Source organism: Bacillus sp. 1A, assembly GCF_052682215.1.
Window position 1 is genome coordinate 3,795,790 of record NZ_JBQYLZ010000001.1, and the last position, 11,667, is coordinate 3,807,456.

Consider the following 11,667-nt stretch of genomic DNA (forward strand, 5'->3'; position numbering starts at 1 on the left):
TGTCATTTTTATGTAATATTTCTTTGTAAAATCGCAACACTATATGAATAGATGGGTAGAAAAGGAGTAGTGACATGGATAATACAAAGGTGCGTGTTGAAAACGTAACAAAAGTATTTGGGAAACACCCGCAAAGAGCGCTGTCTTTATTAAAAGAAGGAAAAAGCAAATCGGAAATTTTGAAAGAGACAGGAATGAACGTTGGTGTAAAAAAGGCAACCTTTGAAGTATATACTGGAGAGATTTTCGTTATTATGGGTTTGTCTGGTAGCGGGAAATCTACGTTAGTTCGGATGTTAAACCAATTAATTAAACCAACAGCGGGGCATATATACATAGATGGTGAAGATATCGCAACGATGGGAAAAGAAGAGTTGCGAAGAGTGAGAAGAACGAAGATGAGTATGGTGTTTCAAAAGTTCGCTTTATTTCCACATCGTACAGTGATACAAAATGTTGCGTACGGGTTAGAAATTCAAGGAGTTCCAGTAGAGGAACGAGAGAATAAAGCGTTAGAATCGCTACAGTTAGTAGGACTCGATCATCATAAAGATAATTATCCAAGTCAACTTAGTGGCGGTATGCAGCAACGTGTTGGAATCGCAAGGGCATTAACAAATAATCCAGATGTATTGTTAATGGATGAGTCATTTAGTGCATTAGACCCACTGATTCGAAAAGAAATGCAAGATGAGCTGTTAGAATTACAAGATAAAATGGAGAAAACAATTATTTTTATTACACATGATTTAGATGAAGCTCTTCGAATTGGAGATCGTATCGCATTAATGAAAGATGGAGAGATTGTCCAAATTGGAACACCGGAAGAAATTATGATGAGTCCTGCCAATGAATTTGTAGAGAAATTCGTAGCGGATGTAAATTTAGGAAAAGTAATTACGGCGGAATCTATATTAAAACGACCGGAGACTTTATTAATTGATCGTGGACCGCGTGTAGCACTTCAAATTATGAGGAACGCTGGCGTTTCTACTGTGTATGTTGTTAACAAAAAGTATGAGTTTTTAGGGATATTAACGGCAGATGATGCGAGTAAAGCCGTTCAAAAACAGTGGCCAATTGCTGATTTATTACTTACCGATATCCCGCATGTGTATTTAGATACTTTACTTGAAGAAACGTATGCGAAAATGGCGGAGATGAAATATCCGTTACCAGTAATTGATGAGAAGAAAAGGCTAAGAGGAATTATTAAACGCGAAAGTGTCATTCAAGCTCTTGCAGGTAATATTGAGGAAGAGGTGAAAGACGATGAGTAGTATACCACGTATTCCATTAGGAGAATGGGTCGATTCATTTGTTGCAAGTTTATATGAGCACCTTGAAGGCTTATTCCGAGGATTCTCTTATATTATCGGTGGATTCGTTGATTTACTCACTAATTTTTTAACAATAATACCGGCCATATTGATGATTATTATCCTTTGTTTCCTCATTTGGTACACAACGAGAAAGGTATCTTTAATTATTTTTACATTGATCGGTTTATTATTTATTTTAAATATTAACTACTGGGCACAGACGATGCAAACATTAGCACTTGTACTTACGTCTGTTATTATTTCAATTATTGTAGGAATCCCAATCGGAATTTTAGCTTCTCAAAATGAACGCTTCTCAAAATTTTTAAAACCGACATTAGACTTTATGCAAACAATGCCGGCTTTCGTATATCTTATTCCTGCAATTACATTTTTCGGAGTAGGTGTAGTGCCTGGGATTATCGCATCCGTAATCTTTGCAATGCCACCGACAATTCGTTTTACTGACTTAGGAATTAGACAAGTTCCAGAAGATTTAATTGAAGCAGCGAATGCGTTTGGCTCTACCGCATCACAAAAATTATTTAAAGTACAATTACCACTCGCAACTGGAACGATCATGGCTGGTGTGAACCAAAGCATTATGCTTTCTTTATCTATGGTAGTAACAGCATCTCTTGTAGGAGCTCCTGGACTTGGAGTTGATGTATACCGCTCTGTAACACAAGTTAATATTGGAATGGGATTTGAAGCTGGATTAGCTATCGTAGTAATCGCAATTATATTAGACCGAATTACACAAGGATTCCATACGAAAAGAAAATAATGACCAAAAAACACACTTTTATACTACAAAGTGTGTTTTTTATTGCATCCAGATTACATACGAACGATAACAGAACCGCCAGCTGGTGCGCAAACTTGGTTTTGTTGTTATTCCATTGATTTAATTAATTGATTATTTTCGTCGATTAATGAGATTAGTTTCGCTAATTGACTTTCAAGACTTGCAATACGCTGCATCATATATTGTGAATCATGATGTAATGTATTCCTTACGGGATGGGGGGAATAAACATATTGTTGATTCATATTTGGATTCCAATAAGGATGCATTTAAATCGTTCCTCCTTAAATAAATTACGGATCTTTCTTATAGTAAATGCCTATGTATAATTAATGGTTACTTGAAATTTTTTTATGATAAAAGGAGTATGTACATAAAATGGAAAATATTATATGTGAAGTTATAGTACATTTTTTGGAAATATTGAAACGAGATAGTGCATATATTAATACATTCAAGTAAATGTATGTTATTTAGGGAGAAATGATGGGAGGAAATGCAATTTTGGCTAAAAATAAAAAAAGAAATGATGCTTTGGCAATAGGTGTCGGTATAGGGGTTGTAATTGGTGTATTTCAAGGGCACTTTACAAATAATTTAGTAATCGGAATTGTGATTGGGATTATAATTGGGATTGCGTTTTTGAAGAAATAATGAGGTGTAAATTCATTTCAAAAATTGCTGTATCAAAAGAATGAAAATTCGGAATATCAAACCTGTTTTTCCTTTTTTTGTGATATTATATATAAAAAGGATGGTGATGGATATGTCAACAAACAATCAAGTAGAACAAAACTGCTTCATTTGCGAAAAACATAAAGGAAATATTATAGTTCCAGGTGGAGCTATTTACGAAGATGAACTCGTTTACGTTGGACATGTCCACTGGGATAGTGAAGAAACATACCTAGGTTATGTAATGATAGATATAAAAAGACATGTACCTGGCCTCGCTGAACTAACAGATGAAGAAGCGAAAGCGTTCGGACTTATAACAAGTAGAGTAAGTAAAGCATTAAAAGAAAGTGAAGGAGCAGAACATATTTACACTTTTGTTTCAGGAAATGGTGTACCACATATGCATATGCACATTATTCCGCGTTATCCGAATACACCAAAAGAGTTTTGGTCACCAACCGAAGTAGCGAAATGGACTGGTGCACCATATGGTGACGAAGAGAAAATAAAAAAACTATGCGAAAGAATACGAAAGTATATGGTAAATGAGTATGCATACAACAAATAATACACAATATTCGTGGGTTGGAAGTAGGGAAATGTGTTTAGGTGAAATCTTAGTTAAGCAATATGGTGATATTGTACTTGGTAAATATGGCGGGAATATAAGTGCTGGAGCGAAAAAGAATGAAGATGGTGCATTAGTTTGGTCAAATGGTGAATGGGAATTTGCAGCTATTTTAGATGGACATAATAGTGCGGAAAGTGTTGACTTAGTAGTAAATACAATCGAAAAAGAATATGAAAATATAAAAGTAATTTTGAATGAACCAATTAATTCAGTATTTCAGTCTGTTGAAAATCATATACTTACAATTTTTCAGTCATCTTCATTTAAGGAAAAGTGCAAAAGAGTAAAAGGTGAAACAGCGTGCTTAATATGTGTAAGAAAAGAAAACTACATATGGTGGTTATCTATTGGTGATGGTTTAGTGTATGTATTTCATGAAGAGTTACATAAGTTAGGACAATATGCATTAAATCAACGTCATTTTTACGAATGGATTGGAAATATAAACACATTTAATTTACCAGTCCCTTGCTATTCAACAGGAATTCGTGAATTACGTACTGGGAAGAATCGAATTGTAATGGTTACAGATGGAGTATTAGAATGCGGGGAACGTCATTATGAAACACCATTGAATCTGTATAATGATATGAATAGAAATAATATAGAACTTGAAGAAAGTGTTCATCATGTATTAGAGCACGTTCATCATCAATTCGGACGAGATAGTGCGACTATTATTAGTTGGGACGTAGAGAACAAAATGAGTACTACGTATCCGAGTGATCAGCCGGAGAAAATCCAGACGATAAGATAAAGGAGGTGTTCTCTCTAATGCATGTGAAAGTAATTGTATTAGTTTTATGGATCATATTCTTATTTGTTTTAGAAAATATAGTGAGAAAAAGGCTAAATATACCGAAACAAAAAGGATGGAATAATAAATATGTAAATAAGCTGCATAAATGGGGAAACAGGATTATTATTTTTTCGTATATAGTAGTTATAATTATATGTTCTTCTCTTTCGAACCCTCTATACATGGGCTTCCTACCCTTTCTGTTTTTAATTACGTTGTATAGTTTCGAATCATATATGGAATGGAAATATGATAGAGAATCAAGAGAGTTTTTGATGTCCTTAGGCGGAGTTGTATCACTATTGATAACGGGGATAATTCTATATTTTCTTATTTAATACGTATTGATTAAGATACTATGGCAATATCACAAAATGAGCAATTATAGGGAGAGAAGAAATGAAAAGTCCTCGATTACGTGCTGAAGTAATGATTTTAAATGAAGATCATTCTAACGTACTTGTACAATGTGATTTAAGAGAAACATTTTATCGTTTTCCAGGAGGTTACATTGAATTTGGTGAAACAGCAAAAGAAGCAATAGTAAGAGAATTAATAGAAGAATACAATTTGAAGATTGATGTTCAAGAATTGGCCGTAGTAAATGAACATATTTTCGAGTGGGACAACGAAAAAGGACATCATTGCACATTGATACATAGGGGAATTGTTAAAGAGAGGGTAATAAATGAAATTAGACATAAAGAATATGAGGATATTATATTAATTTGGAAAAGTATAAATGAATTAAAGGAGAGGTCCACATATCCTGAAGGAATTGTAAGTTATTTAGAAGAGAATAAACGTAATATAGTCCACTCTATTTCTAAAAATAAATAAAGTAATAGGGGGGATTGAACATGTGGAATTCTTCTGTTTGGATAATAATTATAGGAATCGCTATAGGTGGCTATTTTTTAGAGCAATTTTTAAGAAGAAAGTTGAATATGGAGAAGAGGGGTTTCTTTGGATATAAGTATGTAAATAGCTTGCATGTAAAATTGGAAATTGTATTGTTTATTATTTATTTTGTAAGTATTATTATTTATGTTAATAGAGATGAAAATGCAAACATAGGGTATGCCTTTTTCATTTTTTTTGCAACGTTATGGACGTTACGCGCATGGATGGAGTGGAAATTTGATAGAGAATCGAAAGAATACATCCTTTCTACAATCGGTTTACTTGCATTTGTAGTTATGATTTCATTGCTACTTTACTTCGATCCGATTTCAGCGTAAAAGTAAGTCTATAGATATAAAACGAGGGGATGAAATGGTTTGGGGTTAAATAACATATTAGAACAAATTCGAGTGAAGTCTGTAGAGCAATCACTACTAATAGGTATTGATGGTTGTGGTGGTGCAGGAAAAAGTACGTTAGCTAATAAAATAAAAAGTAAGTTTTCAACTGTAACGATTGTTCATATGGATGATTTTTATTTACCATCCTCACAAATTATAAATGAACATCCTACGAATAAATCGATTGGTGCAGATTTTGATTGGAAACGCCTTTTACAAGAAGTTTTAGATCCGATTAGTAATGGTGTTGAAGGATGTTATAAACGTTACGATTGGGAAACGGATTCTTTAGCAGAATCTCATACTGTCCTTGCAAATGGAATTGTTATTATAGAAGGTGTATATGCAACACGTCAGGAACTGGCGGAAATGTATGATTTGAAAATATGGGTGAATTGTCCTCGTGAAACACGTATAAAAAGAGGGATTGCTAGAGATGGCGAAACAGCACGTGATATGTGGGAAAACAATTGGATGGTTGCTGAAGATATGTATGTAGAAAGTCATAAACCACATGAATTTGCAGATTTTATAATTGATGGTACAAATCAAGAGTTAATTAATAAATAAGAAACCATTGAGTAGTAAATGGTTTCTTATTTAAATTTATCATTTATTTTAGCTATAATGGATGTAACGAAATTTGTTTTATCCTCAGCATATTTATGTTTATCATTAGGGTTAGCTTGTGAAAGTTGAATCTTTAACTGTTCATATTGAATACGAGAAGTTTTGTTGTCAATTAAGTAATCTCTGAATTGTAATTGTTCTATTAAATATGTATTTCCTTGTTCATACATATGAATTTGATGAGTTCTTGGCTCTCCTTTATTAAAATAGTATCGTTCAGGCAATACATCTTTTCTGTATTTATAGTTTAGTAGTTCTAACTTGTTTATACATTTTAAACCGTCCGTATAATTTTCTAATTCGATTGCAATATCAATAATTGGCTTTGCACTTAAATATGGAATAGAAGTACTACCAATATGGTGTATCGCTAAAATATTTTTGCCAATTTGTTCCTCGATGAATTGTTTCTCTTTCATAAACTCAATTTCCCATTCTTCAGTCCACGGAACTAAAAATACTTTTCCATACGGTAAACCTAACATTTAATTAGCACCTCTTTCAAAATGGTTTTCAAAAGTCTATTACATTTTCTTAAAGCTTCTTAAAACAAGGTATTCCCACAATCTCCAAGGAAGAATCTTCTTCGCGAACATCATAAATTTTACACCTTTTCCAATCGGATATCGTAATTTCGTACGCTTCGATTCTATAATTTCTACGATTTTATTAGAAACATCTATCGGATTACCAAATGTATCACTGCCGCTATTAATATGTTTTTGTATTTTATCCATATATTCTTTGTAAGGAGAAGTAGTTTCAGATTGGTTTGTAGCTAGTTGTTTACCCACTTCCCATATATTTGTGTTATAAGAACCTGGTTCCACTAATACAACATCTATTCCGAACGGTTTTACTTCTAAACGAAGGGATTCACTCCAGCCTTCTAACGCATATTTTGAAGAAACGTAAGGGGATAGACCAGGGAATCCGACTTGACCACTAATGCTACTTATATTTATGATTTTTCCACTTTTTTGTTCTCTCATATAAGGTAAAACAAGCTGAGTGATTGATATAGCCCCAAAAAGATTCGTTTCAAATTGTTTACGGTATTCCTCTACTGGAATTTCTTCTACAAAGCCCCCATGTGCATATCCTGCGTTATTAATAAGTAGGTCTACTCTGTTTATTTCTTTTAAATATAATTGAAAGTTATGTATTGAGTTTTGATCGGTTACATCTAATTGTTGAACTGTTATGTTTTTCTGCAAGTTGAGTTGAGTAGCTTGAGATATTAAGTTCACTTGTTTTTCAAAGTTTCGCATTGTAGCTATGACTAAATAGTTTTTTTTCGCAAGCTCAAGTGTTGTTAAAAGACCGAAACCACTTGAAGCCCCGGTTATAACTGCGATTTTTTTATTCATTTTCCGCCAGCTTTCTTTTTCTTTTATCATAACGAGTTATGAAAAGAAAATCTATTATTCTTACATTCGTTTTGAGAGCAATACCCGTTAATTCTATATTCTATGAGATTTTTAAAAGAGGGAATTATTCGGACTCAGCGTATATAAAGAAGTGAGTATAAATACATTTATGAAATGAGGGAAGAAAAATGGTTCATGTGAAAGATGTATTAGCAGATCAATTATTGGCGAATGCGAACGATCCTAGTTGGTATATTCCATTTTCAGATGCAGTGAAAGATCTACCTGAGAGAGAAGCTTTCTGGAAGCCGAATGAAGAGAGTAATAGTATAGCTGAAATTGTACAACATTTACTGTATTGGAATTCAACGTGGCAAACTAGGTACAAAGAATCGAATGTGAATGCCGTGCCCGCTATTGGTGATAATAACAAAAGTTTTATGCTTTCAAATAATCAAACCTTCGATGAGTTGAGAGAAAAACTACTAGAGAAACTGTTACAATGGCAAAAACTTATAAATGAAGAGAAGGTTGAAAGTGATGTCGTTGGATTTCCTGTTTCCGCAAAATGGTGGGAAATATTAGCGAATGTAACAACTCATAACGCTTATCATATTGGTCAAATTATTTACATCCGGAAGTTGCAGAAGAGTTTTGAGAATGAATAAGATAATAATTCTCAAATTAGGTGAACAAAAGTGGACAAAACGAGACATATGTCTCATTTTGTCCACTTTTTTATTATGAAAGAAAAGAGAAAACCCATGAAATCAAGGATTAGAATTTGGCACAGTACTTGCAATATAAAAGATGAACAAGAAAATAGGAGGGCTGAACATGTTAAAAACAACTGAAAGTAAAGGGAATGAAATTACGAAAGAACAAGCTCGTTGGATGTATGAAAAAATGTTAGAGATTCGTAAGTTTGAAGATAAGGTGCATGAATTATTCGCCCAAGGCGTTCTGCCAGGTTTCGTTCATTTATACGCAGGTGAAGAAGCGGTAGCAGTTGGTGTATGTGCCCACTTAACGGATCGTGACAGTATTACAAGTACGCATAGAGGACATGGACATTGTATCGCAAAAGGCTGTGATTTAAACGGGATGATGGCTGAACTTTTCGGGAAAGTGACAGGATTATGTAAAGGTAAAGGCGGTTCCATGCATATTGCCGATTTAAATAAAGGAATGCTTGGTGCAAATGGGATTGTAGGCGGAGGTTTTCCACTTGCTTGTGGCTCAGCATTAACAGCTAAATATAAAGGAACGAAAGATGTGAGTGTTTGCTTCTTCGGTGACGGAGCAAATAATGAAGGGACATTTCACGAAGGGGTTAACTTAGCAGCGATTTGGAAGTTACCAGTTATTTTTATCGCCGAAAATAACGGTTACGGTGAAGCAACGACATTTGAATATGCGTCAAGTTGTGATTCCATTGCAGATCGAGCAAAAGCCTACAATATTCCAGGTATTCAAGTGGATGGAAAAGATTTACTTGCAGTATATAAAGCCGCGGAAGAAGCAGTAGAACGTGCGCGTAATGGTGGTGGTCCAACAATAATTGAATGTATGACATATCGCAATTACGGTCATTTCGAAGGTGAAGCACAAACGTATAAAACTTCAGAAGAAAAAGAAGAACATTTAAATGAAAAAGATGCGATTGTGAATTTCCGTAAGCATTTAATTCATGAAGCGCTATTAACTGAATCTGAACTTGTCGATATGGAAAAGGCAGTAGATGAAGCAGTGCAAAGATCAATTGAATTTAGTGAAAATAGTCCATATCCAGAGGATGAAGAATTATTAAAAGATGTATACGTTTCTTACAAATAAGAGGAGGGTGAAAAATAATGACTAGAACAGTAAGTATGTCAACTGCAATTAATGAAGCGATGAAAATATCAATGCGTCGTGATGAAAATGTAATTTTAATCGGAGAAGATGTTGCAGGCGGTGCACAAGTTGATCACTTGCAAGACGATGAAGCATGGGGCGGTGTACTCGGTGTTACGAAAGGCCTTGTACAAGAATTTGGCCGAAATCGTATTTTAGATACACCTATTTCAGAAGCGGGTTATATGGGGGCGGCGATGGCAGCTGCTGCAACAGGATTACGTCCGATTGCTGAATTAATGTTTAATGACTTTATAGGTAGTTGCCTTGATCAAGTATTAAACCAAGGCGCAAAGTTCCGCTACATGTTCGGTGGTAAAGCAAAAGTGCCAGTTACAGTACGTACGATGCATGGTGCTGGTTTTAGCGCAGCGGCACAGCATTCACAAAGTTTATATGCGTTATTTACGAGCATTCCAGGTATAAAAGTTGTCGTTCCTTCTACTCCGTATGACGCAAAAGGCTTATTATTAGCAGCAATTGAAGATGACGATCCAGTTATCTTCTTTGAAGATAAAACACTTTACAATATGAAAGGCGAAGTACCAGAAGAATACTATACAATTCCATTAGGGAAAGCAGATATTAAACGTGCAGGTTCTGATGTAACAATCGTCGCAATTGGAAAACAAGTTCATACAGCACTTGCAGCTGCTGAGCAATTATCGAAAAAGGGACTTGAAGTAGAAGTAATTGATCCACGTTCTTTATCACCATTGGATGAAAATACGATTTTAGCATCTGTTGAAAAAACGAATCGCCTAATTGTTATTGACGAAGCAAATCCAAGATGTAGTATCGCAACGGATATTGCAGCAATTGTAGCGGATAAAGGATTCGATTTGTTAGATGCACCTATTAAACGAATTACAGCACCACATACACCAGTTCCGTTCTCTCCACCACTTGAAAAGTTATATTTACCAACGCCGGAAAAAGTAATTGAAACTGTATCAGAAATGATCGGAGACCAATCTTTATTACATGTGTAATGAAACGATGAGAAGGGAGAGAGAAACATGGCTGTTGAAGTTGTAATGCCAAAGTTAGGTATGGCGATGAAAGAAGGTATTATTACGAGCTGGAATATTAAAGCACGTGATAATGTAGAAAAAGGTGAACTAATTGCTAGTATTAACTCGGAAAAAATCGAAACTGAAATAGAAGCACCGGCTGATGGAACTGTTCTTGATATAGCTGTAAGTGAAGATGAGGGAGTTCCACCGGGTACTGTAATTTGCTATATCGGTAAACCGAATGAAAAAATAGAAGTCTATGAAAGTACAAATGTTATAGAAGAGAAAACATCGAATCCAGAACCTAAAAATGTACAACATGCAGAACCATATGCGATAGATGTTACGAAGCAAATAGTCAAAATATCTCCGGTTGCGAAAAAGATTGCAAAAACTGAAAATCTTGATATTAGATCATTAATTGGTACAGGACCTGGTGGAAGAATTATAAAAGTAGATGTATTAAAGGCACTTGAAGAAAGAGTTGCAATTCCAGAAGTACTTGAACAAGAAGAAAATAAAGTCATTCCTGTTACTGGTATGCGAAAAGCAATTGCGAACCGTATGCATGCTAGCTTACAAAATAGTGCGCAATTAACATTAACGATGAAAGTAGATGTGACAGATTTAGTAGCTTTACATAAAGAAATAGCGGAAGTTGTACAAAAACGCTATGATAACAAACTAACCATTACGGATTTTGTTTCTCGTGCTGTTGTATTAGCGCTTGGGGAGCATAAAGAAATGAACAGCGCATATATAGATGACGCAATTCATCAATTTGCACATGTTCATTTAGGCATGGCAGTCGCGTTAGAAAAAGGACTAGTCGTTCCAGCTATTCGTTTTGCTAATAAAATCTCTTTAGTAGAGTTATCTAAAAAGATTAAAAACGTTGCACAAAAAGCAAGAGAAGGTAGTTTAAGTAGTAATGATATGCAAGGAACAACCTTTACAATTAGTAATTTAGGTAGCTTTGGGATTGAATATTTCACACCAGTATTAAATACACCTGAGACTGGTATTTTAGGTGTTGGTGCAATTGAACATGTTCCAGTATATAAAGGGAAAAAATTTAAAAAAGGAAGTATATTACCTTTAAGTTTAACTTTCGATCATCGTGTACTAGACGGTGCACCAGCAGCTGCATTTTTACGCACAATTAAACGTTATTTAGAAGAACCTGTAACAATTCTTTTATAAAGAGAAGGTG

The 11,667-nt window shown here is 34.5% G+C and carries 16 protein-coding genes; 13 read left to right on the plus strand and 3 right to left on the minus strand.

The window, feature by feature from the left end; genetic code table 11:
* The first annotated feature begins 74 nt into the window (after positions 1-74).
* Both ACUN0F_RS19365 and ACUN0F_RS19370 read left to right on the plus strand, forming a co-directional pair.
* On the plus strand, positions 75-1,280 hold the full coding sequence (locus ACUN0F_RS19365) for a quaternary amine ABC transporter ATP-binding protein (protein WP_000370614.1): 1,206 nt from the start codon (positions 75-77) through the stop codon (positions 1,278-1,280).
* Complete coding sequence (locus ACUN0F_RS19370; RefSeq protein WP_264461423.1) at positions 1,273-2,109, plus strand: ABC transporter permease; 837 nt, start codon at positions 1,273-1,275, stop codon at positions 2,107-2,109. Before ACUN0F_RS19365 ends, ACUN0F_RS19370 begins: the two co-directional genes overlap by 8 nt.
* Before the next feature lie 107 nt (positions 2,110-2,216).
* On the opposite strand, the gene ACUN0F_RS19375 is transcribed toward ACUN0F_RS19370, so the two are convergent.
* Entirely contained in the window at positions 2,217-2,399 is a 183-nt protein-coding gene (locus ACUN0F_RS19375) for a hypothetical protein (RefSeq protein ID WP_264461424.1), read from the minus strand.
* A gap of 217 nt (positions 2,400-2,616) precedes the next feature.
* Between ACUN0F_RS19375 and ACUN0F_RS19380 the strand changes: the two genes are divergently transcribed.
* The 7 genes from ACUN0F_RS19380 (at position 2,617) to ACUN0F_RS19410 (ending at position 6,112) form a co-directional block, all read left to right on the plus strand.
* A complete protein-coding gene (locus ACUN0F_RS19380; protein ID WP_000509286.1) occupies positions 2,617-2,784 on the plus strand; it encodes a hypothetical protein in 168 nt (55 codons plus the stop codon).
* A gap of 112 nt (positions 2,785-2,896) precedes the next feature.
* The gene (locus ACUN0F_RS19385) at positions 2,897-3,376 is read left to right on the plus strand and encodes an HIT family protein (RefSeq protein ID WP_000106234.1); all 480 of its coding nucleotides are present in this window, start codon (positions 2,897-2,899) and stop codon (positions 3,374-3,376) included.
* A complete protein-coding gene (locus ACUN0F_RS19390) occupies positions 3,360-4,196 on the plus strand; it encodes a PP2C family serine/threonine-protein phosphatase (protein ID WP_445539962.1) in 837 nt (278 codons plus the stop codon). Before ACUN0F_RS19385 ends, ACUN0F_RS19390 begins: the two co-directional genes overlap by 17 nt.
* A gap of 17 nt (positions 4,197-4,213) precedes the next feature.
* Positions 4,214-4,576 carry a DUF4181 domain-containing protein gene (locus ACUN0F_RS19395; protein ID WP_000558206.1) on the plus strand — a complete coding sequence of 121 codons (363 nt, stop codon included), beginning with the start codon at positions 4,214-4,216 and terminating at the stop codon, positions 4,574-4,576.
* Between the two features lie 61 nt (positions 4,577-4,637).
* Entirely contained in the window at positions 4,638-5,078 is a 441-nt protein-coding gene (locus ACUN0F_RS19400; RefSeq protein ID WP_445539963.1) for an NUDIX domain-containing protein, read from the plus strand.
* A gap of 20 nt (positions 5,079-5,098) precedes the next feature.
* Positions 5,099-5,479: a DUF4181 domain-containing protein gene (locus ACUN0F_RS19405; protein ID WP_445539964.1), complete on the plus strand. Its 381-nt coding sequence runs from the start codon at positions 5,099-5,101 to the stop codon at positions 5,477-5,479.
* Between the two features lie 39 nt (positions 5,480-5,518).
* On the plus strand, positions 5,519-6,112 hold the full coding sequence (locus ACUN0F_RS19410; protein ID WP_445539965.1) for a uridine kinase family protein: 594 nt from the start codon (positions 5,519-5,521) through the stop codon (positions 6,110-6,112).
* A gap of 26 nt (positions 6,113-6,138) precedes the next feature.
* Here the strand turns inward: ACUN0F_RS19410 and ACUN0F_RS19415 are convergent, their stop codons facing one another.
* Both ACUN0F_RS19415 and ACUN0F_RS19420 read right to left on the minus strand, forming a co-directional pair.
* Entirely contained in the window at positions 6,139-6,657 is a 519-nt protein-coding gene (locus ACUN0F_RS19415) for a GrpB family protein (protein WP_046959631.1), read from the minus strand.
* Positions 6,658-6,696: 39 nt separating this feature from the next.
* Positions 6,697-7,542 (minus strand): oxidoreductase, encoded by an 846-nt coding sequence (locus ACUN0F_RS19420; protein WP_445539966.1) that lies wholly within the window; start codon positions 7,540-7,542, stop codon positions 6,697-6,699.
* Between the two features lie 188 nt (positions 7,543-7,730).
* On the opposite strand from ACUN0F_RS19420, the gene ACUN0F_RS19425 reads away from it, so the two are divergent.
* The 4 genes from ACUN0F_RS19425 (at position 7,731) to ACUN0F_RS19440 (ending at position 11,657) form a co-directional block, all read left to right on the plus strand.
* Positions 7,731-8,210, plus strand: coding sequence for a DinB family protein (locus tag ACUN0F_RS19425; protein ID WP_445539967.1), 480 nt, complete (start codon positions 7,731-7,733; stop codon positions 8,208-8,210).
* 169 nt (positions 8,211-8,379) lie between these two features.
* Positions 8,380-9,378, plus strand: coding sequence for an acetoin:2,6-dichlorophenolindophenol oxidoreductase subunit alpha (gene acoA / locus ACUN0F_RS19430; RefSeq protein ID WP_046954101.1), 999 nt, complete (start codon positions 8,380-8,382; stop codon positions 9,376-9,378).
* 17 nt (positions 9,379-9,395) lie between these two features.
* The gene (acoB, locus tag ACUN0F_RS19435) at positions 9,396-10,430 is read left to right on the plus strand and encodes an acetoin:2,6-dichlorophenolindophenol oxidoreductase subunit beta (protein WP_088081325.1); all 1,035 of its coding nucleotides are present in this window, start codon (positions 9,396-9,398) and stop codon (positions 10,428-10,430) included.
* 27 nt (positions 10,431-10,457) lie between these two features.
* Entirely contained in the window at positions 10,458-11,657 is a 1,200-nt protein-coding gene (locus tag ACUN0F_RS19440; RefSeq protein ID WP_445539968.1) for a dihydrolipoamide acetyltransferase family protein, read from the plus strand.
* Positions 11,658-11,667 lie beyond the last annotated feature (10 nt).

Bases quoted from the DNA above. Each gene is read 5' to 3' on its own strand.
- ACUN0F_RS19395 (WP_000558206.1), top strand. From the start codon at position 4,214: ATGCATGTGAAAGTAATTGTATTAGTTTTATGGATCATATTCTTATTT.
- ACUN0F_RS19425 (WP_445539967.1), top strand. From the start codon at position 7,731: ATGGTTCATGTGAAAGATGTATTAGCAGATCAATTATTGGCGAATGCG.
- acoA (WP_046954101.1), top strand. From the start codon at position 8,380: ATGTTAAAAACAACTGAAAGTAAAGGGAATGAAATTACGAAAGAACAA.
- ACUN0F_RS19370 (WP_264461423.1), top strand. From the start codon at position 1,273: ATGAGTAGTATACCACGTATTCCATTAGGAGAATGGGTCGATTCATTT.
- acoB (WP_088081325.1), top strand. From the start codon at position 9,396: ATGACTAGAACAGTAAGTATGTCAACTGCAATTAATGAAGCGATGAAA.
- ACUN0F_RS19375 (WP_264461424.1), bottom strand. From the start codon at position 2,399: ATGCATCCTTATTGGAATCCAAATATGAATCAACAATATGTTTATTCC.
- ACUN0F_RS19440 (WP_445539968.1), top strand. From the start codon at position 10,458: ATGGCTGTTGAAGTTGTAATGCCAAAGTTAGGTATGGCGATGAAAGAA.
- ACUN0F_RS19420 (WP_445539966.1), bottom strand. From the start codon at position 7,542: ATGAATAAAAAAATCGCAGTTATAACCGGGGCTTCAAGTGGTTTCGGT.
- ACUN0F_RS19405 (WP_445539964.1), top strand. From the start codon at position 5,099: ATGTGGAATTCTTCTGTTTGGATAATAATTATAGGAATCGCTATAGGT.
- ACUN0F_RS19415 (WP_046959631.1), bottom strand. From the start codon at position 6,657: ATGTTAGGTTTACCGTATGGAAAAGTATTTTTAGTTCCGTGGACTGAA.
- ACUN0F_RS19390 (WP_445539962.1), top strand. From the start codon at position 3,360: ATGCATACAACAAATAATACACAATATTCGTGGGTTGGAAGTAGGGAA.
- ACUN0F_RS19385 (WP_000106234.1), top strand. From the start codon at position 2,897: ATGTCAACAAACAATCAAGTAGAACAAAACTGCTTCATTTGCGAAAAA.
- ACUN0F_RS19380 (WP_000509286.1), top strand. From the start codon at position 2,617: ATGGGAGGAAATGCAATTTTGGCTAAAAATAAAAAAAGAAATGATGCT.
- ACUN0F_RS19400 (WP_445539963.1), top strand. From the start codon at position 4,638: ATGAAAAGTCCTCGATTACGTGCTGAAGTAATGATTTTAAATGAAGAT.
- ACUN0F_RS19365 (WP_000370614.1), top strand. From the start codon at position 75: ATGGATAATACAAAGGTGCGTGTTGAAAACGTAACAAAAGTATTTGGG.